The organism is Pseudomonas lopnurensis, from assembly GCF_015070855.1.
In the GTDB taxonomy this organism is placed as follows: domain Bacteria; phylum Pseudomonadota; class Gammaproteobacteria; order Pseudomonadales; family Pseudomonadaceae; genus Stutzerimonas; species Stutzerimonas lopnurensis.
In genome coordinates this window covers 100,496-123,209 of the sequence record NZ_JADDIX010000099.1, presented here as the reverse complement: position 1 = coordinate 123,209, position 22,714 = coordinate 100,496, and the positions used below count along the sequence as shown (strand labels likewise).

21 protein-coding genes and 1 pseudogene are annotated in these 22,714 nt (G+C 63.6%); 10 read left to right on the top strand and 12 right to left on the bottom strand.

Annotation, left to right across the window (positions count from 1 at the left end; translation table 11 throughout):
• Positions 1–18 precede the first annotated feature (18 nt).
• From IN820_RS21430 to IN820_RS21420, 3 genes are all read left to right on the top strand, one after another.
• Entirely contained in the window at positions 19–666 is a 648-nt protein-coding gene (locus tag IN820_RS21430) for a pentapeptide repeat-containing protein (RefSeq protein WP_193682914.1), read from the top strand.
• A gap of 150 nt (positions 667–816) precedes the next feature.
• Positions 817–2,133, top strand: coding sequence for a methyl-accepting chemotaxis protein (locus IN820_RS21425; RefSeq protein WP_193682913.1), 1,317 nt, complete (start codon positions 817–819; stop codon positions 2,131–2,133).
• A 118-nt stretch (positions 2,134–2,251) separates the two neighbouring features.
• Positions 2,252–2,887, top strand: coding sequence for a 3'-5' exonuclease (locus IN820_RS21420; protein WP_193682912.1), 636 nt, complete (start codon positions 2,252–2,254; stop codon positions 2,885–2,887).
• 38 nt (positions 2,888–2,925) lie between these two features.
• Here IN820_RS21420 and IN820_RS21415 read toward each other — a convergent pair whose 3' ends face one another.
• The 3 genes and pseudogenes from IN820_RS21415 to IN820_RS21405 all read right to left on the bottom strand — a co-directional run.
• Positions 2,926–4,095: an MFS transporter gene (locus IN820_RS21415; RefSeq protein ID WP_193682911.1), complete on the bottom strand. Its 1,170-nt coding sequence runs from the start codon at positions 4,093–4,095 to the stop codon at positions 2,926–2,928.
• Positions 4,096–4,300: 205 nt separating this feature from the next.
• Positions 4,301–4,963, bottom strand: coding sequence for a response regulator (locus tag IN820_RS21410; RefSeq protein ID WP_193682910.1), 663 nt, complete (start codon positions 4,961–4,963; stop codon positions 4,301–4,303).
• A pseudogene (locus IN820_RS21405) lies at positions 4,960–5,643 on the bottom strand (sensor histidine kinase); the annotation flags it as partial. The pseudogene IN820_RS21405 and the gene IN820_RS21410, both read right to left, overlap by 4 nt.
• A gap of 300 nt (positions 5,644–5,943) precedes the next feature.
• On the opposite strand from IN820_RS21405, the gene IN820_RS21400 reads away from it, so the two are divergent.
• Both IN820_RS21400 and IN820_RS21395 read left to right on the top strand, forming a co-directional pair.
• Entirely contained in the window at positions 5,944–6,507 is a 564-nt protein-coding gene (locus IN820_RS21400; protein WP_193682908.1) for a PQQ-dependent catabolism-associated CXXCW motif protein, read from the top strand.
• Positions 6,508–6,546: 39 nt separating this feature from the next.
• Positions 6,547–7,212: a response regulator transcription factor gene (locus tag IN820_RS21395; protein ID WP_193682907.1), complete on the top strand. Its 666-nt coding sequence runs from the start codon at positions 6,547–6,549 to the stop codon at positions 7,210–7,212.
• Between the two features lie 15 nt (positions 7,213–7,227).
• Here IN820_RS21395 and cysG read toward each other — a convergent pair whose 3' ends face one another.
• From cysG to ftsK, 6 genes are all read right to left on the bottom strand, one after another.
• Entirely contained in the window at positions 7,228–8,622 is a 1,395-nt protein-coding gene (gene cysG / locus IN820_RS21390) for a siroheme synthase CysG (RefSeq protein ID WP_193682906.1), read from the bottom strand.
• 123 nt (positions 8,623–8,745) lie between these two features.
• Positions 8,746–10,026 (bottom strand): serine--tRNA ligase, encoded by a 1,281-nt coding sequence (serS, locus tag IN820_RS21385; protein ID WP_193682905.1) that lies wholly within the window; start codon positions 10,024–10,026, stop codon positions 8,746–8,748.
• A gap of 72 nt (positions 10,027–10,098) precedes the next feature.
• Positions 10,099–10,473, bottom strand: a complete 375-nt coding sequence (gene crcB, locus IN820_RS21380; RefSeq protein ID WP_193682904.1) for a fluoride efflux transporter CrcB — start codon at positions 10,471–10,473, stop codon at positions 10,099–10,101.
• The gene (locus IN820_RS21375; protein ID WP_193682903.1) at positions 10,470–11,795 is read right to left on the bottom strand and encodes a replication-associated recombination protein A; all 1,326 of its coding nucleotides are present in this window, start codon (positions 11,793–11,795) and stop codon (positions 10,470–10,472) included. The genes crcB and IN820_RS21375 overlap by 4 nt, the downstream gene beginning before the upstream one ends.
• A 70-nt stretch (positions 11,796–11,865) precedes the next feature.
• The gene (gene lolA, locus IN820_RS21370) at positions 11,866–12,492 is read right to left on the bottom strand and encodes an outer membrane lipoprotein chaperone LolA (protein WP_193682902.1); all 627 of its coding nucleotides are present in this window, start codon (positions 12,490–12,492) and stop codon (positions 11,866–11,868) included.
• Positions 12,493–12,509: 17 nt separating this feature from the next.
• A complete protein-coding gene (gene ftsK / locus IN820_RS21365) occupies positions 12,510–14,948 on the bottom strand; it encodes a DNA translocase FtsK (RefSeq protein ID WP_193683008.1) in 2,439 nt (812 codons plus the stop codon).
• A 175-nt stretch (positions 14,949–15,123) separates the two neighbouring features.
• Here ftsK and trxB point away from each other — a divergent pair, with 175 nt between their 5' ends.
• The 4 genes from trxB to infA all read left to right on the top strand — a co-directional run bounded on the left by trxB (position 15,124) and on the right by infA (position 17,879).
• A complete protein-coding gene (gene trxB, locus IN820_RS21360; RefSeq protein WP_193682901.1) occupies positions 15,124–16,071 on the top strand; it encodes a thioredoxin-disulfide reductase in 948 nt (315 codons plus the stop codon).
• Positions 16,072–16,119: 48 nt separating this feature from the next.
• Positions 16,120–16,800 carry a leucyl/phenylalanyl-tRNA--protein transferase gene (gene aat / locus IN820_RS21355; protein ID WP_193682900.1) on the top strand — a complete coding sequence of 227 codons (681 nt, stop codon included), beginning with the start codon at positions 16,120–16,122 and terminating at the stop codon, positions 16,798–16,800.
• A gap of 52 nt (positions 16,801–16,852) precedes the next feature.
• Positions 16,853–17,560: an arginyltransferase gene (locus IN820_RS21350; RefSeq protein ID WP_193682899.1), complete on the top strand. Its 708-nt coding sequence runs from the start codon at positions 16,853–16,855 to the stop codon at positions 17,558–17,560.
• A gap of 100 nt (positions 17,561–17,660) precedes the next feature.
• Positions 17,661–17,879, top strand: a complete 219-nt coding sequence (gene infA / locus IN820_RS21345; protein ID WP_002553999.1) for a translation initiation factor IF-1 — start codon at positions 17,661–17,663, stop codon at positions 17,877–17,879.
• Between the two features lie 132 nt (positions 17,880–18,011).
• Here infA and clpA read toward each other — a convergent pair whose 3' ends face one another.
• Together clpA and clpS are read right to left on the bottom strand one after the other, a co-directional pair.
• The gene (clpA, locus tag IN820_RS21340; protein ID WP_193682898.1) at positions 18,012–20,282 is read right to left on the bottom strand and encodes an ATP-dependent Clp protease ATP-binding subunit ClpA; all 2,271 of its coding nucleotides are present in this window, start codon (positions 20,280–20,282) and stop codon (positions 18,012–18,014) included.
• A 29-nt stretch (positions 20,283–20,311) separates the two neighbouring features.
• Entirely contained in the window at positions 20,312–20,674 is a 363-nt protein-coding gene (gene clpS, locus IN820_RS21335) for an ATP-dependent Clp protease adapter ClpS (RefSeq protein ID WP_193683007.1), read from the bottom strand.
• Positions 20,675–20,893: 219 nt separating this feature from the next.
• Between clpS and cspD the strand changes: the two genes are divergently transcribed.
• Positions 20,894–21,154 carry a cold shock domain-containing protein CspD gene (cspD, locus tag IN820_RS21330; RefSeq protein WP_193682897.1) on the top strand — a complete coding sequence of 87 codons (261 nt, stop codon included), beginning with the start codon at positions 20,894–20,896 and terminating at the stop codon, positions 21,152–21,154.
• A gap of 61 nt (positions 21,155–21,215) precedes the next feature.
• Here cspD and icd read toward each other — a convergent pair whose 3' ends face one another.
• On the bottom strand, positions 21,216–22,472 hold the full coding sequence (gene icd / locus IN820_RS21325; protein WP_193682896.1) for an NADP-dependent isocitrate dehydrogenase: 1,257 nt from the start codon (positions 22,470–22,472) through the stop codon (positions 21,216–21,218).
• Positions 22,473–22,714: the final 242 nt, after the last annotated feature.

Below are 22,714 nucleotides of genomic sequence, written 5' to 3'. Positions count from 1 at the left end.
AAAAGCATGGGCCTCATCATGAAACCGTCCAGCCTGCTCCTTCCCTTGTTATTCATTGCTGCCCCGGCCTTCGCCGCCGATGACCAGCCGCTGGTCATCAACGGCTGCGCCATCCAGCCGGAAAGCCGCTGCGCCAACGCCGACCTGCGCGGGGCCGATCTCAGCAACCTGGACCTGCGCAAGATCGACCTCGCGGGGGCCGATCTTTCCGGCGCCAACCTGCGCCACGCCAACCTCGACCTGGCCAACCTGGAGAAAGCCAACCTCACCGGCGCCACCCTCAACCGCGCCAGCCTGCAACAGGCCAACCTGCGCCTGGCGAACTTCACCGATGCCCGGCTGGTCGCCATCCAGGGCTGGGGCCTGTTCGCCCAGGCCGCGCAGTTCAAGGGCGCCGACCTCACCGCCGCCTACCTCGAATTCGCCCGCATGAGCGGCGCCAAGCTGCACGACAGCACGCTGCGCGCCGCCGACCTGGAAATGACCTGGCTGAGCAAGGCCGACCTCGAGGGCGCCGACCTGACCGACGCCAACCTGCAGGAAGCCAAGCTCAACGACGCCAACCTGGCCAATGCCACCCTCACCGGCGCGCGGCGACATTATGCGACCTTCCAGGGAACCAACATGGAGGGTTGCACCGACTGCCCGCATGACTGGGAAAAGTGAATTCTTCCGGGCTGACGGTATCCTGACCGCATTCATTGATCCAATCTATCAAGGCAATCGAATAAACTTCTGCATCACTGACTAACGAATTGGCTTCTGGCGCCGATCCAGATACTGGACGAATCTTGCCCCACAATGGATGCCAATACGATGTTCAACAAGCACCTCAAACGGGAACTGGCGGAGCTGCGCGAGGAAGTAGCGATCAACCGGCAGATCAGGGACTCGTTTTACAGGGAAATGATGATTCTGGAGTTGGACCAGCAAGGAAGCATCCAGTACGCCAATGAGCTGTTTCTCAGCGAAATGGGCTATCGCCGGGACGACATAGTCGGCCGCCCAGTCGACGGCTTCTTCAGTCAGGAGTTCAGGACCGAGCCGAATTATGCTCGCCTGAAGACCGCCATGCAGCGCGGCGAGCACACCAATGGTGCATTCCGGATGCTGCGGGCCGATGGCAAGGAAGCCTGGCTACGCTCGATCTGGCAACCGATCAAGAACTCGGACGGTACGCTGCAGCAGTTCGTTCTGTGTGCCACCAACCTGACCCGCACTATCGAGAAGTCCCGCGAGTACGAAAGCTTGGTCAAAGCGCTGTTGCGCTCGACGGCGGTAATCGAGTTCGACCTCGATGGGCATATGCTCAAGGCCAACCAAGGATTTCTCGATAGCATGGGTTATCGCCTCGAGCAGATCCAGGGCAAGCACCACCGCATATTCTGTGAGCGCGAGGAGAGCGAATCGCCCGCGTACCAGGAGTTCTGGGCCAGGCTCAACCGCGGCGAGTATATTGCCGAGCGCTTCAAGCGCATCGATGCACAGGGCAGGACCGTCTGGCTGGAAGCCTCCTACAACCCGGTCTACGATGCCCACGGCAAGTTGTACAAAATCATCAAGTTCGCAACCGTCATCACTGATCAGGTCAACCGTGAACTGGCCGTCGCCGAGGCCGCGACCATTGCCTACGACACCTCGCAGCGTACCGATCTCAGCGCCCAGCGCGGCGCGCAGGTGGTCCAGGAGACAGTCGACGTGATGCATCGCATCGCTGAGCAGGTGCAGGAGGCTTCGCAAGGCATCGAGGCACTGGACCAGCAATCGCAGCTGATCAGCGCAATCCTCAAGACCATCAGCGGCATCGCCGATCAGACCAATCTGCTTGCGCTCAACGCTGCCATCGAAGCGGCCAGGGCGGGCGACCAGGGACGTGGTTTCGCCGTGGTGGCCGATGAAGTACGCCAACTGGCTGCCCGCACCAGCAAGGCAGCCGAAGAAATCGTTGGCGTCGTGCAGAAGAACCAGGATCTGGCGCAGGCCGCCGTGCACAGCATGTCGGCCAGCCGCGAGCAGGCCGAACAGGGGCAGGAGTTCGCCAACCAGGCCGGCGCGGTGATCGTCGAGATCCAGGACGGTGCCAAGCGTGTGGTCCGTGCCGTCGGACAATTCGCCAGCCAGTTGAAGACATGATGGTCTGCGGCAATCCGGCAGTCGCCAGCGGCAGCGTGCCATGCGAGCCGGCTAGCGGTGGCATGACGCTCCCGGCCTGCACTGGAGCCGGAAGCTCTGGCTCTGCGAGGCGCACCGATTGAGCCAGAAGCCAGCCACCCATATCGCTCAGCACCAGGACATCGATGCTCTGCCGCCATTCCAGGGGCTGACAAGCGATCGCATCGTCATGCCTGCCAGCGCAGCCGAGTTCGCCGCGGCCGTCGCCAGCATCCGCGTATGCCCCTGCATCGGTTTCGATACCGAATCCAAGCCGACCTTCAAGATCGGCGAAGTGTCCAGCGGCCCGCACCTGATCCAGTTCGCAACAACCGACCAGGCCTACCTGTTTCAGGTCGGCCTGCCGGGCTGCCTGGACGCGGCCCGCGAGGTGCTGCACGCGCCGGATGTGGTGAAGATCGGCTTTGGGTTGAAATCGGACCGCAGCCGACTGCGGAACAGGCTGGGCATCGAATTGCACCCCTATATCGACCTCGGCACGGCGCTGCGTTATCACGGCAGGAAGGGCCAGGTCGGCCTGCGCGGTGCGGTCGCGGCCGTGTTGCACGCGCGTCTGCGCAAGTCGCGGCGCCTGGCCACCTCGAACTGGGCCGATGCGACCCTTGGCGAGGCGCAACGGCTGTATGCCGCAAACGATGCCTATGGCGCGTTGCAGGTATTTCTCGGGCTGAGCGCCGCGCAGCGCGAGATGCTGCTTCATGCAGTGCAGCCCTAACCCTGAGCGGGTGCGGCGGATGCCGCAAAGAGCGTCGGCTACGTTCGGCCGAGCCCCCGCACCGTCCACTGCAGTAGCGACAGCGCTGCATAGGCCAATACGCCCAGCGTGGCCGAGAGCCACAGGGCGTCGATACCGAAATCGTCGATCAGCAGTGCGAACACGAATGGCGACAGCGCCTGGGCGAAGCGCGCCGGGACCATCAGCAGCCCCTGGCGCAGGCCATAGCCCTGCGGCCCGAAGATCACCAGCGGCAAGGTGCCCTTGGCGATGGTCAGGATGCCGTTGCCGCCACCATGTAGCAGCGCGAACGCCGTGGTGGCCGGAGCGCCGACCAGCATCACCCCCGCCGCACCGACAGGATGCGCGATCGCGGCAAGCCGCGCCGAGACCAGGGGATGAAAGCGCTGCAGCAGGACGAACTCCAGGCAGCGTGCGCCGACCTGGGCCGGCCCTACCAGTGCCGCGACGCCGATGGCGGCGGCCGCCGTAAGCCCGGATTCCTGCAACAGTCGCGGCAGGTGCGCGGCCATCGCGGTGCTGGTGAACCAGGTGGCGGCGAATACGAAGGCCAGCAGGGCCATGGTCAGGCCGGAACCCGTGCGTTCTCTGCTCTGCGGTTTGCCTGCGGTCTCGGGAGCGGGCTGGATGCCGACCGGAATCATCAGCCGGTTGAGCGGCAAACCGAGCAGGATATGCGCCGCGGCCCAGAACAGGCAGGTCACGCGCCAGCCATGGTGCGCGTCCAGCCAGCCACTGATCGGCCAGCAGACGGTACTGGCGAAGCCGGCCAGCAGCGTGATCCCGGTGATCGCCCCGCGCGCGTCGCGACCGTAGATACCGGCGAGGGTCGAGAAGGCGGACTCGTACAACCCCAGCGCCATGCCGATGCCGATCACCAGCCAGCCGAGCCAGAGCATCAGCGGGCCGGTCGCCAGACCCAGCGTGGCCAGCCCGGCGGCGAAGACGATATTGGAAACCGCCAGCACGTCGCGACCGCCGTGACGGTCGATCCGCTTCCCGGAGAGCGGGCCGAGAACGGCGGTGACGACCAGCGCCAGGGAAAACGCCGCGAAGACGTTACCGCTGGTGATGCCGAGGTCGTGCGCCATCGGCTCGGCGAGGATCGCCGGCAGATAGTAGGTCGAGCCCCAGGCCAGGGTCTGTGCGCTGCCGAGCGCGAGGATGATGCGCAAGCGTGGCGACATGCTCATTGCCCCTCGCCCGATGCCGCTGTTTGCTTCGCGACGACCAGAACTCCTGCAACGACGTGGCTCATCCGGGCTCCCTCCGGGGGCCCTGAACATGGGCCATGAGCTCGCCAGCATACGCGATGTCGCATGTGATTTTGACTCGCGGCCGGATGCACTGATCGGCTTGCGGGACGGTGTTGGGCGTTTTCGGCGAGCCGGCTCAGGAAACCTCGAACGCCAGTTTAGCTCCGACGCGCAGCACGCCGGTATCGATCGCCAGGTGCACCAGCTCGGCCTGGGAACTGACCTGTAGCTTGTTCTTCAGCAGGGTCAGGTAGTTGGACACGGTCTTGCCGCTGATGCACAGCTGCTCGGCGATCTGCCGGGCCGGCGTGCCCTTGGCCAGCATCACGAAGATTTCGAACTCGCGCTGGGTCATGCCGTGCAGGCGCGGGTCCTGCGCGCCGCCGTGGCTGGGGTTGCGCGCCAGTTCGGTGGCCAGTGGCTGTTCGATATAGGCGTAGCCGGAAAGGATGCGCCGCACCGCCTCCAGCAACACCTGCGGCGACGAGCTCTTGGTGATGTATCCCGCGGCCCCGGCATCCAGCGCCTGTCGCACCAACGGCAACTCGTCGTGCATGCTGAAGAACAGTACCGGCAGTTGCGGCAGGCGCCGCAACAATCGTCGCGTCGTTTCCAGGCCGCTGATGCCTGGCAGGCCTATGTCCATGATCACCAGGTTGGGAATGTCGTTCTGGGTCTTTTCCAGCGCCTGCTCGCCATCGCAGGCCTCGCTCACCCGCACCTCGGGCAGCAGCGCACGCAGCAGGCTGGCATAGCCCTGACGCACCACGGCATGGTCGTCCACCAGGAGAATCTTCATGGAGCCAGTGCCTCCGTGAGGGGAATATCCAGATAGATCGCCCAGCCGTTGCCGGGCCGTTGGCTCAGGTACAGTTCGCCGCCCAGGCTGCGCGCACGTTCGGCCATCGAGCGCAGGCCGATACCGGGGCGGTGCGCATGCGAGCCCCGGCCGTTGTCGCGCAGCAGCAGGCGCAGCCGCGCGCCACGCCGCTGCAGCCGGACGCGTACCATGCTGGCCTGGGCATGGCGGGCCACATTGGTCAGCGCTTCCTGCAACAGGCGGTAGAGGTGTGTCTTGATCGGCAGCGGCAACGCCGGCAGGTGCGAATCCAGGTACAGCTCGCAGGCGATGCCCTGGGCCGCCTGCCATTGCTCGCCGAGCAGGCGGACGGCCTCGTCCAGCTCCATATGCTCGAGCATCACGGGGTACAGCTCGCGGGTCAGGCGGCTGAAGCCGTCCTGCAACTGCCGGCAGTTGTCGTCGAGACAAGCCGCGGTGCTGGCGACCTGCTGCGGCTGTTCCATCACCAGCTTGAGCAGGCAGGCCTGGGCGCGAATGCCGGCGATGCACTGGCCGAGGCCGTCGTGCAGGGCTTGGGCCAGCTGGGTGCGTTCGCGCTCCTGCAAGGCGAGCAGCGCCTGGCCGAGCCGCTCGTTTTCGGCCCACGCCTGCGCGAGGGCGCCGGCCATGTGCTCGAAGCGCTCGGTCGGTCGGCGCAGCGGCAATGCTTTGCAACTGGGCATGGGAAGGCCTCGTTATCGTTATCGGGCAGTCACATGCTAGGGGCTGGCGCCGGCCGCCGGCCTACTACCTTGGTACCGTCGGAACGCTACTTTCCGCGTATTCTCCCTTCCCTGGCGGCGCTCGGCTTCAGGCCGCCGCGCCATTCGGCCCGCACCTTTTACTACTTTGGTACTGGTTTTCCCGTCCATCGTAGGATTTCAAAGACAGGCCCGTTGATCTGTAATCGGTCCACCGAAGTACCAAGGGTCAGGATGATGCTCAGGTCGCTACTGCCATTGCTGATCGTCGCGCTGCCATGGCTATCCATGAACACGGCAGTGGCGACCACGGAGGATGCCGGGTTGTTCTCCGCCGAAGGCTATCGCCAGACGCAGTACCGCAGCCCTACGCCGCCGACGGTCGAAGGCGCGCAGACGCTGGATACGGTGGCGCTGCAGGCCCTGCTGAAGCGTGAGCCGCAAGCGGTCCTGGTGGACGTCTATCGCTGCCAGTGGCTGGCCGGCCGCTTCATCGACAACGAAGCGCACGCCAATCTGCCCGGCAGCCTGTGGCTGGCCAATACCGGCGATGGCAATCTGCAGCCCGAATGGGCAAGCTACTTCGCCCGCAACCTGGCGCGTATCAGCCAGGGCGACCCCGGCCGGCCGCTGGTATTCTACTGCCGCTCCGACTGCTGGCTGGGCTGGAATGCCGCCAGACGCGCCCATGCGCTGGGCTACACGCAGCTGTACTGGTATCGCGACGGAATCGACGGCTGGGAACAGGCCGGCCTGCCCTTGCACCCTGCAACTCCGCAGCCCTTGCGCAGCACCGAATGAGCATGCCCCACCATAATCACAACAAAGAGGTGACCGGCCTTGTACAAGATCTTGATTGCCGACGACCATCCGCTGTTTCGCGAAGCCATCCACAACGTCATCCGCGACGGCTTTCCCGACAGCGAGATCCTGGAAACCGCCGACCTCGAAAGCGCGCTTGCCCTGACGCTCGAACACGACGACCTCGATCTGGTCCTGCTCGACCTCAACATGCCCGGCATGCACGGCCTGAACGGCCTGATCAACCTGCGCAACGAGGCACCGACCATTCCGGTGGTGATCGTCTCCGCCGAACAGGACAAGCAGGTCGTGCTGCAGGCGATCACCTACGGCGCGGTGGGCTTCATCACCAAATCCTCGCCACGGGCGCAGATGACCGAGGCCATCGAGCAGATCCTCAACGGCAACGTCTACCTGCCCTCGGACATCATCCGCAGCCAGAAGAGCGCCAGCCGCCATTGCCATCACAACGAGCCGTCGATACCGCCGGAACTGCTGCAGGCACTGACCCGCAAGCAGCTGCTGGTGCTGGAGCGCATGACCAAGGGCGAGTCCAACAAGCAGATCGCCTATAACCTCGACATCGCCGAGACCACGGTCAAGGCCCACGTCTCGGCGATCCTGCGCAAGCTCAACGTACACAACCGCGTTCAGGCCATCCTCTCGGCTGGCGATATCGACTTCACCGCCTACCTGCGCCGCTGAACAGCGCCGTCCGCGCTAGTCGCTCGCCCGGGCGCCCTCGAACCAGGCCAGCTTCTCGCGCAACTGCACCACCTCGCCGACGATCAGCAGCGTCGGCGCCTGCACATTTTGTTGCGCGATGAGCTCGGCCAGCGTACCCAGCGTGCCCGTGAAGACCCGCTGATTGCTGGTGGTGCCCTGCTGCACCAGCGCCGCCGGGGTTTCAGCCGAACGACCATGGGCAATCAGCTGCTGGCAGATCACCGGCAGCCCCACCAGCCCCATGTAGAACACCAGCGTCTGCCCCGGTGCCGCCAGTTCCGCCCAGGGCAGATCGCAAGTGCCGTCCTTGAGATGGCCGGTGACGAAGCGCACCGACTGGGCATGGTCACGATGGGTCAGCGGAATACCCGCATAGGCGGCGCAACCGCTGGCAGCGGTGATGCCGGGGACGACCTGGAACGGTACGCCGTTGGCCGCCAGTTCCTCGATCTCCTCGCCACCGCGACCGAAGATGAACGGATCGCCGCCCTTCAGCCGCAGCACGCGTTTGCCCTGCCTGGCCAGCTCCACCAGCTTCTGGTTGATCTGCTCCTGCGGTACGGCGTGTTCCGCGCGCCGCTTGCCGACATAGATGCGGTCGGCATCGCGCCGGCACAAGTCGATGATCGCCGGAGCGACCAGGCGGTCGTAGAGCACCACATCGGCCTGCTGCATCAGGCGCAAGGCGCGGAAGGTCAGCAGATCAGGATCACCGGGGCCTGCCCCGACCAGGTAGACCTCGCCCAGCGCACGCGGCGCCGCACCCGCGAGCTTTTCGGCGAGCAGCCGTTCGGCCTCGGCCGTACGTCCCGCCAGCGCCTGCTCGGCGATCGGCCCCTGGAAGGTTTCCTCCCAGAACACCCGACGTTGCTGGACGTTGGAAAACTTCGCCTTGACCTGGGCGCGAAACTGCTTGGCCAGCCCCGCCAGTTGCCCGTAGGCCGCCGGAATCCAGGTCTCGATACGTGCTCGGATCAAGCGCGCCAATACCGGCGCGTCGCCGCCGCTGGACACCGCGATGACCAGCGGCGAACGGTCGACGATCGCCGGAAAGATCACACTGCACAGCTGCGGCGAGTCGACCACGTTCACCGGAATGCCCAGCGCATTGGCGTGTTGCGACACCAAGGCGTTCAGCGGTTCGTCATCGGTGGCGGCGATGGCCAGCACGCATCCCTGCATGTCCTGCGGATCGTAGCCCCGATCCAGGCATTCACCGCTCCCTGCCTCTACCAGTTCGGCCAGTTGAGCCTCGATGCTTGGTGCTACCACCCGCAACCGCGCTCCGGCCTCGCTCAGCAGGCGAGCCTTGCGCAAGGCGATCTCGCCGCCGCCGACGATCAGCACCGTGCGGCCCTTGAGGTTGTGGAACAGCGGAAGGTATTCCATGGGCGAATCCTGGCGAGTCGTTGGAGGTACAGGCATCACAGCCACTACGCCTGCGATACCCCTTGTCGAAGATCAAGGATCCGGTCTGATGCCGGACCGCGAATGACGCAGCGCGCCGCAACCTTAGCCGATGACTTCGATACCACCCATGTAAGGCTTCAATACCTCGGGCACCAGAATGCGGCCGTCGGCCTGCTGATAATTCTCCAGTACCGCGACCAGCGTCCGCCCGACCGCGAGCCCGGAACCGTTGAGGGTGTGCACCAGCTCCGGCTTGCCGGTCTCGGGGTTGCGATAGCGCGCCTGCATGCGCCGCGCCTGGAAGTCGCCGCAGTTGGAGCAGGAAGAAATCTCGCGGTACTTGTCCTGACTCGGTACCCAGACTTCCAGGTCATAGGTCTTGGTCGCGCCGAAGCCCATGTCGCCGGTACACAGCGACAGCACGCGGTACGGCAATTCGAGCAGCTGCAGCACCTTCTCGGCATTGCCGGTCAGCGCTTCCAGCGCCTCGAAGGACTTGGCCGGCTCGACGATCTGCACCATCTCGACCTTGTCGAACTGGTGCTGGCGGATCATGCCGCGCGTGTCGCGGCCCGACGCACCGGCCTCGCTGCGAAAGCACGGCGTGTGGGCGACGAATTTCAGCGGCAGCTGCCGGGCATCGAGAATCTCGCCGGCGACGATATTGGTCAGCGACACTTCGGCGGTCGGTATCAGGTAGAAATCGGCTTCGCCTTCGCGGCTGATCTTGAACAGATCTTCCTCGAACTTCGGCAATTGGCCGGTGCCCTGCAGCGCCGGCGCCTGCACCAGATAGGGCGTGTAGACCTCTTCGTAGCCGTGCTCGCGGGTGTGCAGGTCGATCATGAACTGTGCCAGCGCCCGATGCAGGCGCGCGATCGGCCCGCGCATCAGGGCGAAACGGGCGCCGGACAGCTTGGCCGCGGTCTCGAAGTCGAGCCAGCCGTGCTGTTCGCCGAGGGCAACGTGGTCCTGCACGGCGAAGTCGAAGGCCTTCGGCGTGCCCCAGCGGCGGACCTCGACGTTCTCGTCCTCATCCGCGCCGACCGGCACCGACTCGTGCGGCAGGTTGGGAATGCTCAGCATCAGCTGGTCCAGCTCGGTCTGGATGCGTTCCAGCTCCTGCTTGCCAGATTCGAGCTCCGAGCCCATGCGATCCACATCGGCGAGCAGCGGCGCGATGTCTTCGCCGCGCTGCTTGGCCTGGCCGATGGACTTGGAGCGCGCGTTGCGCTCGGCCTGGAGTTGTTCGGTGCGGGTCTGCACGGTCTTGCGCTGGGCTTCCAGCGCCTCGATGCGCGCCACGTCCAGCTGGTAGCCGCGGGTGGCCAGGCGGGCCGCCACGTCCTGTAGCTGAGTGCGTACCAGTTTCGAATCAAGCATGGTGGGTCTCGTCTGTGAAAGCTTGGATGAAGGGCGAAGAGGGAGCGAAGTTTACTGTGAACGCGCGGTGGTTCATAACCTGGCGAGCGCGAGGCCAGCCCAGGCCGCCAGCAGACCGCCGAGCACGCTACTGCCGACATAGGCAAAAGCGGTGGCCAACTGACCGCTTTCGAGCAGCCGCATTGCGTCCAGCGAGAAGCTGGAAAAGGTCGTCAGGGCGCCAAGGAAACCGATAATCAGCGCGCCGCGCAGCTCCGGCGAGATATCCGGTCTGGCGAGAAAGGTCGCGTAGAGATAGCCGATCAGCAAGCAACCGAGCAGGTTGACCGCCAGTGTGGCCAGATAGAAATGCCTGGGCCACTGGGCGCTAACCCATGTAGCCAGGGCAAAGCGCAACAGCGTTCCGATCACGCCGCCACAGGCGACGGCGAAGGCCATGCGGATCATTCCTTTCTCCGTTGTATCGGGCTTTCACGATCGAGCCGAGCGAGATGTTCCAGCTTGTCGCGGATCTTGCTTTCCAGCCCGCGCGGAGCCGGATGGTAATAGCGGCGCGGCTGCATGGCCTCGGGGAAGTAGTCCTCGCCTGCGGCATAGGCATCCGGCTCGTCATGGGCGTAGCGATATTCGTTGCCGTAGCCGAGCTCTTTCATCAGCTTGGTCGGCGCGTTACGCAGGTGCAGCGGCACTTCCTGCGAACCATTTTCCGCGGCGTCGCGCATGGCCGCCTTGAACGCGGTGTAGACCGCATTGCTCTTCGGCGCACAGGCCAGGTAGACGATGGCCTGCGCCACCGCCAGTTCTCCTTCCGGGCTGCCCAGGCGCTCCTGCACGTCCCAGGCATTCAGGCACAGCGGCAATGCGCGCGGGTCGGCGTTGCCGATCTCTTCGCTGGCCATGCGCACGACGCGACGGGCAATGTACAGCGGGTCGCAACCGCCATCGAGCATGCGCGCGAACCAGTACAGCGCCGCATCGGGATTGGAGCCGCGCACCGACTTGTGCAGCGCCGAGATCTGATCGTAGAAGGCTTCGCCGCCCTTGTCGAAACGGCGGCGGCTGTCACCCAGCAGGTCCTGCAGCAGATCGGTACTGATGGTACCGCCCTCTTCGGCCAGGTCGGAGGCATTCTCCAGCAGGTTGAGCAGCCGGCGGCCATCGCCGTCGGCCGCCGCCAGCAGCATCTGGAAGCTCTCCTCCGGCAGTTCGAGGTGCAGATCGCCGAGGCCCTTGGGGTCGTTCAGCGCCCGCGCCACCAGCTTGCGCAAGGCGGCTTCGTCCAGGCTTTTCAGCACATAGACGCGCGCCCGCGAGAGCAGCGCGTTGTTGAGCTCGAAGGAAGGGTTCTCGGTGGTGGCACCGATGAAGATCAGCGTGCCGTCCTCGACATAGGGCAGGAAGGCATCCTGCTGCGACTTGTTGAAGCGATGCACCTCATCGACGAACAGAATGGTGCGCCGGCCATATTGTGCCGCCTGCTGCTTGGCGATTTCCACCGCCTGGCGGATCTCCTTGACCCCGGCGAGCACCGCGGAAACCGTCTCGAAATGCGCATCGGAGACCTTGGCCAGCAGCCGCGCCAGGGTGGTCTTGCCGACCCCGGGCGGGCCCCAGAACACCATCGAATGCAGCGCACCCTGCTCCAGCGCCTCGCGCAGCGGCTTGCCGCGGGCGAGCAGATGCTCCTGCCCGACGTATTCGTCGAGGCTGGCTGCACGCAACCGCGCGGCGAGCGGCTGGGCGACGGGTTCGCGGCTGAACAGGTCCATCGCGGACGGTTACCTCAATTGCAGCGGCCCGCAGCTACGCAGGCCGCCTGAAACGAATGGCAGACGACGATCACTCGGCGATGACGTCGGTGCCCTCGGGAATCTCGAAGGTGAACAGATCGGCCTTCAGCGGCTGGTTCATCTTCACCCCCATGAACAGGATGTTGGTGCGCTGCCCGACGCTGTCGATCAGTTGCATGTCGTTGATCACCCCGCCACGGAAGGACAGCCGCAGGTTGTCGAACAGCGTGTCCTTGGCCTTGGGCTTGAGGGTGAAGTCCACCACATCGCCGGCTTCCTTGTGCGACACCTCGAAGTTTTCGCTGATGGTGGAAACGTCGCCGGAGAGCAGCAGCGCCGGCGTATGGGTCAGACGCTGGTCGAGCTGCTGGATGGTGACCTGCTCCAGGTCCGGGTCATACAGCCAGACCTTCTCGCCGTTGGACACCAGCAGTTGCTCCATCGGCGCATCGGTGTGCCAGCGGAACTGACCCGGACGCTTGAGCGCCAGCTCGCCGGAGGTTTCCTGCAGCTGGGTGCCGCTGCCATCGAGCGAAAGCTGCGAGAAGCGGCCGGTCAGGGTTTCGGCCTGGTTGAGCAGGCCGGTCAGGCGTTGGGTGGACGCGGCCTGGTCGGCCTGCGCCGGGGCCAGGGCGACCATCAGGACGGATGCACACAGCAAACGGATCAATTGCATGTAGCCCTCGAAGCGATTCAATCGCGCATAGGCGGCGGCGCGATGACTTCGCGCGAGCCATTGGTGTTCATGGATGTCACCACGCCGGCCATTTCCATGGCCTCGATCATCCGCGCGGCGCGGTTGTAGCCGATCTTCAGCTTGCGCTGCACGGCGGAAATCGATGCGCGGCGACTTTCGGTGACGAAGCGCACCGCCTCGTCGTACAGCGGATCTTCTTCGCTGCCCTCGCCGCCGCCTTCGCCACCGCCGCCATCGAAGCCGCTGCCGGCCTCTTCCACGCCGGCGAGGATGTCTTCGATGTAGTCGGGCGCGCCACGCGCCTTCCAGGCTTCGACCACGCGGTGCACCTCGTCATCGGAGACGAAGGCGCCATGCACGCGGATCGGCAGGCCGGTGCCCGGCGGCAGGTAGAGCATGTCGCCATGGCCGAGCAGCTGTTCGGCGCCGCCCTGGTCGAGGATGGTCCGCGAGTCGATCTTGCTCGACACCTGAAATGCCATGCGCGTCGGGATATTGGCCTTGATCAGGCCGGTGATCACGTCCACCGACGGCCGCTGGGTGGCGAGGATCAGGTGGATACCCGCCGCCCGCGCCTTCTGCGCGATGCGGGCGATCAGCTCTTCGACCTTCTTGCCGACGATCATCATCATGTCGGCGAACTCGTCCACCACCACGACGATGGTCGGCAGGGCTTTCAGCGGCGGTGGCTGGTCGTCCATGCTCTCGCGGCGGAACAGCGGATCGGTGAGCGGCGTGCCCGCCTCCTCGGCTTCCTTGACTTTGCGGTTGAAGCCGGCCAGGTTGCGCACGCCCATGGCCGCCATCAGCTTGTAGCGCCGCTCCATCTCGGCGACGCTCCAGCGCAGCGCGTTGGCCGCCTCCTTCATGTCGGTGACCACCGGGCAGAGCAGGTGCGGAATCCCCTCGTAAATCGACAGTTCGAGCATCTTCGGGTCGATCATGATCAGCCGCGCCTCTTCCGGCGTCGATTTGAACAGGATCGACAGGATCATCGCGTTGACCCCCACCGACTTACCGGAACCGGTGGTCCCCGCCACCAGCAGGTGCGGCATCTTCGCCAGGTCGGCGATCACCGGCTTGCCGCCGATGTCGTGGCCCAGCGCGAGGGTGACCGGCGACTTGGCATCGTCGTAGGGCGCCGACGACAGCACTTCGGAGAAGCGCACGATCTGCCGGTCCTCGTTGGGAATCTCGATGCCGACGGTGGTCTTGCCCGGAATCACCTCGACCACGCGCACGCTGATCACCGCCAGCGAACGCGCCAGGTCCTTGGCCAGGTTGGAGATGCGGCTGACCTTGACGCCCGCCGCCGGCTGGATCTCGAAACGGGTGATCACCGGCCCCGGATGCACCGATTCGACCAGGACCTCGACGCCGAACTCCTTGAGCTTGATCTCCAGCAAGCGCGACATGGCCTCCAGGGATTCGGGCGAATACTGCTTCTGCTGCTTCTCGGCGGCATCGAGCAGGGAAATCGGCGGCAGGCTGCCCTCGATCAGCGGATCGACGAACAGATTGGCCTGTTTTTCCTTGAGCACGCGCTTGCTCGGCTCGGCAGCTTTCGGCGGTGGCGGCGGCGCGATCACCGGCGCGACACGCTTGTCGCGGTCGCTCATGTGCCTGGCCAGGGCTTCCTCGCGCTCGATGAGACGCTCCTTGACCTTGGCCTGTTCGCGGCGGTCGCGCACCATCGGCGCCGCCACCTCGCTGACCACCTCATCGACCTCGCGCAACTGGGCGATCATTTGCTTGCGCTCGGCGCGGGCATTCCACCAGCGGCTGAAGAAGCTCTGGATCAGCTCGATCAGATCCAGGGTGATCTTGCCGGTGATGTCCATCACCTTGAACCAGGACAGGTCGGTGAACACCGTCAGTCCGAAGAGGAAGAATGCCAGCAGTGTCAGCGTACTGCCCTGCACGTTCAGCGACAGTACCGCCAGCTGACCGAGGCTCTCGCCGAGCGCGCCACCGGAGGACGCCGGCAGGCCGTCGGCAGCCTGGAAGTGGATGTATGCCAGCGCAGAGCCGGACAGCACCAGGAACACCAGGCCGATCAGGCGCCAGGAGAACAGCCAGCCATTCCATGCCCAGGGCTGATGCCGCGCACGGAACACCTGCCAGGTCTTGATGCCCAGCAACAGGGGAAACAGGTAGGCGAAGTAGCCCAGGGCCATGAACAGGATATCGGCGAACCAGGCACCGGCGCGGCCCGCGGCGTTGCGGACCTGCTCGACGTTGCTGGTGTGCGTCCAGCCCGGATCGGACGGATCGTAGGTCAGCAGGGCCATCCAGAGATAGGCGCAGAGCGCACCGAGCGCTATCAACGCGCCTTCCTTGAGGCGATAGTGCAATTGTTGTCGCCAGACGGACGCCGGCGCGGTAGATGAGGAATTCTTCAAAACGCTTTCTTTCCTGCGCCTGCGGCGCTTGATCCGTAGTCAGCCGGAATTCTGGCATTGTACGGGTTTGTCGATTCGATGGCATGCCGGTTCCGCGGCGGCTCGGGCTTTTGTCGATGCTTCGGTGTAGCATAAACGCCCGATTTCGCAGCGCGGCTCGACTGGAGCACGCTTCTCTATTTGCAACAAAGGCTTATGAGGGCTTTTTATGAGTGAAGTCAAGCATTCACGTCTGATCATCCTCGGCTCGGGCCCGGCCGGTTATACCGCTGCGGTATACGCCGCCCGCGCCAATCTGAAGCCGCTGATGATCACCGGCATCCAGCCCGGTGGCCAGTTGACGACCACCACCGAGGTCGACAACTGGCCCGGCGACGTCGAAGGCCTGACCGGCCCCGACCTGATGGTGCGCATGCAGAAGCACGCCGAGCGCTTCGATACCGAGATCGTCTTCGATCACATCCATACCGCAGAGTTGCAGCAGCGCCCCTTCATCCTCAAGGGCGACAGCGGCACCTATAGCTGCGACGCGCTGATCATCGCCACCGGCGCCTCGGCGCAGTACCTGGGCCTGCCCTCGGAAGACGCCTTCGCCGGCCGCGGCGTATCCGCCTGCGCCACCTGCGATGGCTTCTTCTATCGCAACCAGGTGGTCGCGGTGGTCGGCGGCGGCAACACTGCCGTCGAGGAAGCGCTCTATCTGTCCAATATCGCCAGGGAAGTGCACCTGATCCACCGCCGCGACAAGTTGCGTTCGGAGAAGATCCTGCAGGACAAGATCATGGACAAGGCGACCAACGGCAATATTCGCCTGCACTGGAACCATACCCTCGAGGAAGTCCTGGGCGACGCCAGCGGCGTGACCGGGGTACGCCTGAAAAGCACGCTTTCCGGCGAAGAGACCCGGCTCGATCTGGCCGGCGTGTTCATCGCCATCGGCCACAAGCCGAACACCGACCTGTTCCAGGGACAGCTCGAGATGAAGGACGGCTACCTGAAGATCAGGGGTGACGGCGAAGGCGATGCGACCTGCACCAGCATTCCCGGCGTGTTCGCCGCCGGCGACGTGGCCGACCACGTCTACCGCCAGGCGATCACCTCCGCCGGCGCCGGCTGCATGGCCGCGCTGGACGCCGAAAAATACCTCGACAATTGATCGGTCGGCGGGTGCACGCACCCGCCCTACCCTACTCCGCGCAGCGATATGCTGACCTGGCTGAAACGCGACGAGCTCACCTTTCCACCCCTCGACAAGGCACTACGCGAGCCCAACGGCCTGCTGGCGGCCGGTGGCGACCTGAGCCCCGAGCGCCTGCTGGCAGCGTATCGCCATGGCTGCTTTCCCTGGTACCAGGACGGCCAGCCGCTGCTCTGGTGGTCGCCCGATCCGCGCACCGTGCTCTATCCGGACGAAATGCACGTCGCGCGCAGCCTGCGCAAGCGGCTGCGCCAGAACAGCTATACAGTCACCTTCGACCGCGCCTTCGTCGACGTGATCGAGGGATGTGCCGGCCCGCGCAGCTACACCGACGGAACCTGGATCACCACGCCGATGCAGCAGGCCTACCTCAGACTGCATGAAATGGGCGTGGCGCATTCGGTGGAAGTCTGGGCAGACGAGCATCTCGTCGGAGGACTCTACGGCCTGGCGATGGGTAGGCTATTTTTCGGCGAATCGATGTTCAGCCGAGCCACCGATGCGTCCAAGGTCGGATTCGTGACGCTGGTCGAGCATCTGCGCGACTGGGGCTTTGCGCTGGTCGATTGCCAGATGCCTACACGCCACCTGGAAAGCTTCGGTGCCCGCAGCATCTCCCGCGATGCATTCGCCCGCGCGCTAGCCGAACATCTGGATCAGCCCAGCACGGCCATCTGGGGCGCCTAGTCCGCTGCAGCAAGCTGACCTACACTGAGCTCATGATTTCTGAGAGTTGACCATGACTTCACTGGCTCGCCTCAAGTTCTACGCCACCCAGCCGCATGCGTGCAGCTACCTGCCCGATGAACAGGCCACGACGCTGTTTCTCGACCCCAGCCAGCCGATGGATGTTCAGGTATATGCGGAATTGTCGGAGATGGGCTTCCGGCGCAGTGGCGACCACCTCTACCGTCCGCACTGCCAGCGCTGCTCGGCGTGCATTCCGGCGCGCATCCCGGTAAATGCGCGAAGTCTCAGCCGCCAACAGAAACGCATTATCAAGCGCAATGCCGACCTGCAGGTTCGCGGCGTGCGCCCTGGTTTCAGCGAAGAGCTCTATGCGCTCTACGCCACCTACATCGAACGGCGCCACGCCGACGGCGACATGTATCCCCCGAGCCGCGACCAGTTCAACACCTTCCTGGTTCGCGACCTGCCCTTCTGTCGCTTCTATGAATTCCGCCTCGATGGCCGACTGGTCGCCGTCGCGGTGACCGACGTGCTGCCCAACGGGCTTTCCGCGGTCTACACCTTCTACGATCCGGATGAAGAGCGCCGCAGCCTGGGCCGCTATGCCATTCTCTGGCAGATCGACGAGGCCGCTCGCCTCGGCCTCAAGGCCGTCTATCTCGGCTACTGGATCAAGAACTGCCGAAAGATGAACTACAAGACCGAATATCGCCCAATCGAGCTGTTGGTCAACCAGCGCTGGGTGACGCTCAGCTGAAGTCCTTGGCTCGCCGACCCATTTCGGGCACAATGCTTGCCGCTTTTGCCCGCGCAGGCTTGTGCCGGGCCACTCATTTGGACACCGAGGACTTTACTGAATGTCGAAAGAAGACAGCTTCGAAATGGAAGGTACTGTCGTCGACACCCTGCCTAACACCATGTTTCGCGTGGAGTTGGAAAACGGGCACGTCGTTACTGCGCACATCTCCGGAAAGATGCGCAAGAACTACATCCGGATTCTCACCGGTGACAAGGTTCGCGTGGAGCTGACCCCCTACGATCTGAGCAAGGGTCGCATCACCTACCGCGCCCGCTAAGCGAGTCGCGAGAAAAACGCCCGGTTTTTACCGGGCTTTTTTGTTGCGCCCGGCAAACACCTTGATCAGCGCATTATCGGCAGGCGAAAGAAAACGCCCGGCTATTGCCGGGCGCTTGGTCCAAGAAGGCGATCAGGCCAGCTCGGCCGCGGTTTCGAATTCGAAGAACGGCTCGCCGTCTCGAACATCGATATGCACCACACCGCCATGCTCGGCCAGCTCACCGAACAGGATCTCTTCCGCCAATGGCCGCTTGATCTTGTCCTGGATCAGCCTGGCCATCGGCCGCGCCCCCATCTGCGCATCGTAGCCATGCTCGGCCAGCCAGCTGCGCGCGGCATCCGATACCTCCAGCGTCACATGCTTGTCCTCGAGCTGCGTCTGCAGTTCGATGAGGAACTTGTCGACGATGCTCTTGATGACTTCGTGACTCAGCCGGCCGAATTGGATGATGGTGTCCAGGCGGTTGCGGAACTCCGGCGTGAAGCTCTTCTTGATGACTTCCATGGCATCCGAAGCATGGTCCTGCATGGTAAAGCCGATGGAAGCCCGCGCCGCGGTTTCCGCCCCCGCATTGGTGGTCATGATGATGATCACGTTGCGGAAATCGGCCTTGCGCCCGTTGTTGTCGGTGAGCGTGCCGTGGTCCATGACCTGCAGCAGCAGATTGAACACTTCCGGGTGGGCCTTCTCGATCTCGTCGAGCAGCAGCACGCAATGGGGCTGCTTGGTGATCGCCTCGGTCAGCAGGCCACCCTGGTCGAAACCGACATAGCCCGGAGGCGCGCCGATCAGCCGGGAAACGGTGTGCCGCTCCATGTATTCGGACATGTCGAAGCGCACCAGCTCGACCCCCAGCGCCCGCGCCAGCTGCCGTGCCGCCTCGGTCTTGCCGACGCCGGTCGGCCCGGCGAAGAGGAAGGAGCCAACCGGTTTGTCGGGCGCCTTGAGGCCCGCGCGAGACAGCTTGATCGCAGTGGCCAGCGAATCGATCGCATCGTCCTGGCCGAATACGGTGAGCTTGAGATCACGCTCGAGATTGCGCAGCAGCTCCTTGTCCGAACTGCTGACGTGCTTGGGCGGAATGCGCGCGATCTTCGCCACGATGTTCTCGACCTGCTCGACGTCGATGCGCTTGAGGCGCTTCTCTTCCGGCTGCAGGCGCTGATAGGCCCCCGCCTCGTCGATCACGTCGATCGCCTTGTCCGGCATGTGCCGATCGTTGATGTAGCGCGAGGCGAGCTCGGCGGCCGCCCGAAGCGCCTCGTCGGTGTATTCGATGTGGTGGTGTTGCTCGAAACGCCCCTTGAGCCCACGAAGGATGCCGATGGTGTCCTCGACCGACGGCTCGCTTACGTCCACCTTCTGGAAGCGCCGCGCCAGGGCACGATCCTTCTCGAAGATTCCGCGGAACTCCTGGAATGTCGTGGAACCGATACAGCGGATCTCGCCGGACGAAAGCAACGGCTTGAGCAGGTTCGAAGCATCCATCACGCCGCCGGATGCCGCACCGGCACCGATGATGGTGTGGATCTCGTCGATGAACAGAATGGCATGGGGCCGCTTGCGCAACTCGCCAAGCAAGGCCTTGAAGCGCTTCTCGAAGTCGCCGCGGTACTTGGTGCCGGCCAGCAGCGCCCCGAGATCCAGCGAGTAGACGACACTGTCAGCCAGCAGGTCCGGAACCTGATTGTCGACGATCCGCTTCGCCAGCCCTTCGGCGATGGCGGTCTTGCCAACGCCGGCCTCGCCCACCAGCAGCGGATTGTTCTTGCGGCGCCGCGCAAGGATCTGGGCGACCCGCTCGACTTCATGCTCGCGCCCCACCAGCGGATCGATCCGCCCCTGGCGCGCCAACTCGTTCAGGCTGCTGGCGTAGGCATCCAGCGGATTGCTCGAGGTTCCCGATTCCCCACCTTCTTCATCCTGCATCTCCGCATCCCCCTCTGGATTACCGGAGCTCCCAGGGACCTTGGAAATACCGTGCGCGATGTAGTTGACCACATCGATACGCGCCACGTTCTGCTGTTTGAGCAGAAACACGGCCTGGCTTTCCTGTTCGCTGAAAATGGCCACCAGCACATTGGCTCCGGTGACCTCGCGCTTGCCGGAGCTTTGTACGTGGAACACCGCACGCTGCAGGACACGCTGGAAGCCCAGGGTGGGCTGCGTCTCTCGTTCCTCATCGTGCTGTGGGATGAGCGGCGTGGTGGAATCGATGAACTCCTGCAGATCGTGCCGCAGTTTGTCCAGGCTGGCGCCACAGGCACGCAATACGGTCGCCGCCGCCTCGTTGTCCAGCAGGGCCAACAGGAGGTGTTCGACCGTCATGAATTCATGGCGCTTGGTACGTGCCTCTTTGAAAGCCAAATTCAGAGTGACTTCGAGCTCACGGTTCAACATAGCTTCACCTCTTCCCCAGCAATCGGGCGTTAACCGTCCTTCTCGATCTCACAAAGCAGCGGGTGCTGGCATTCCCTTGCATATTGATTGACTTGCATCGCTTTGGTTTCGGCAACGTCGCGCGTATACATCCCACAGACCGCTCGCCCCTCGGTATGAACGGCCAGCATGATTTTGGTCGCCTGCTCCCTGCTGTGGTTGAAAATGCCTTCCAGCACCTCGACGACGAAATCCATGGGCGTGTAGTCATCATTGAACATGACAACTTTGTACATCGGAGGTGCCTTCAATTCCGGCTTGGCTTCCTGCACCGCCAGGCCGGAGGCGTCGTCCTCGTCCCCTAAAGGCCGATCCTGATTGAATGTTAGTCGAATCTGAGCAATTGCATGCATACGCATAACGGTTCTAGGTCGTGGCGTCGGGGCCAGATATAAAGTGGACAGCTTCGCAGCCAGCTGACGAGTCGCCTTGACTATCGGCAAAACGGTGATACAAACAGTATGTGCCTACAAGGGCAAACGGGTTGCGCAACATGAGGCCTCGGGCTGCATAAGCGCGGAATGGAATGGATGTTACTCCAGTAATGGACTCCTTTGCAGAGGGATAACAGCATGCTAAGCGGTAAGGTCAAGTGGTTCAACAACGCCAAAGGCTACGGGTTCATCGTAGCAGATGGCGGCGATGAGGACCTGTTTGCCCACTATTCGGCCATCCAGATGGAAGGCTACCGGACTCTCAAGGCTGGGCAAGCGGTCATGTTCAATATTCTGCAGGGTCCGAAAGGCCTTCACGCGACCGACATCAGGCCGCAGCAGACCAGCTCCGAAGCTGCAGCCCCAGCATCCCAGACGGCCTCGGCGGTGGACGCCTGATTTGCGCGAGACGATAAAAAGGCCGATCGCATGATCGGCCTTTTTATCGTCGTCAGCCGGGTTACATATGGCTGATCATGGCGTCACCGAACTGCGAGCAGGACATCAGCTGCGCGCCGTCCATCAGGCGCTCGAAGTCGTAGGTGACCGTTTTCGCCGCGATGGCGCCCTCGGTCGCCGTGATGATCAGATCGGCCGCTTCGGTCCAGCCCATGTGCCGCAGCATCATTTCGGCGGAGAGAATCAGCGAGCCCGGATTGACCTTGTCCTGGCCGGCGTACTTCGGTGCGGTGCCGTGGGTGGCCTCGAACATGGCCACGGTGTCGGAGAGGTTGGCGCCCGGGGCGATACCGATACCGCCCACTTCTGCCGCCAGGGCATCGGACAGGTAGTCTCCGTTCAGGTTGAGCGTGGCGATCACGTCGTACTCCGCCGGGCGCAGCAGGATCTGCTGCAGCATGGCGTCGGCGATCGCATCCTTGACCACGATGTTCTTGCCGGTATTCGGGTTCTTGAACTGCATCCACGGGCCGCCATCCAGCAGCTCGGCACCGAACTCGTCACGTGCGACCTCATAGCCCCATTCCTTGAAGGCCCCTTCGGTGAACTTCATGATGTTGCCCTTGTGGACGATGGTCACGGAGCTGCGATCGTTGTCCACCGCGTACTGCAGCGCCTTGCGAACTAGGCGCTTGGTGCCTTCCTGCGAGACCGGCTTGATGCCGATACCGCAATTCTCGGTGAAGCGGATCTTCTTGACCCCCATTTCCTCGGTGAGGAACTTGATGACCTTTTCCGCCTCGGGGGAACCGGCTTTCCACTCGACGCCGGCATAGATGTCCTCGGAGTTCTCGCGGAAGATCACCATATCCACGTCACCCGGCTTCTTGACCGGGCTCGGCACCCCGGTGAACCAGCGAACCGGGCGCTGGCAGACGTAAAGATCCAGTTCCTGGCGCAGGGCGACGTTCAGCGAGCGGATGCCGCCGCCCACCGGCGTGGTCAGCGGCCCCTTGATGGACACCACGTAATCACGGACGGCTTCCAGGGTTTCCTTCGGCAGCCAGGTATCCTGATCGTAGACCTGGGTGGCCTTCTCGCCAGCGAAGACTTCCATCCAGGCGATCTTGCGCGCGCCACCGTAAGCCTTCTGCACAGCCGCATCCACGACCTTGATCATCACCGGACTGATGTCGACGCCGATGCCGTCGCCCTCGATATAGGGAATGATCGGATTGTCGGGAACATTCAGGGTGTTATCGGCATTGACGGTGATTTTGTCACCGCTGGCAGGCACCTGGATCTTTTGGTATCCCATGCTGGACTCCGTCTTCGTGGTTGAACATCGTCGTCTTTGAGAGTAACCCACTCGAATTGGCTGTAACTATATGTTCGTTCGTCTTATGCGCAAGGCCATTCTGCGAGATGCCGACGCGATGGTATACTGCGCCGATGACTCATAAGTCATAAGGGACGAGCCTGTCTTGTACAAGACCCGCCTCTTGAAACCGTCGAGCCCTTACCGGGACTCATCGGAATCAAAATGCTAGACACTCTATA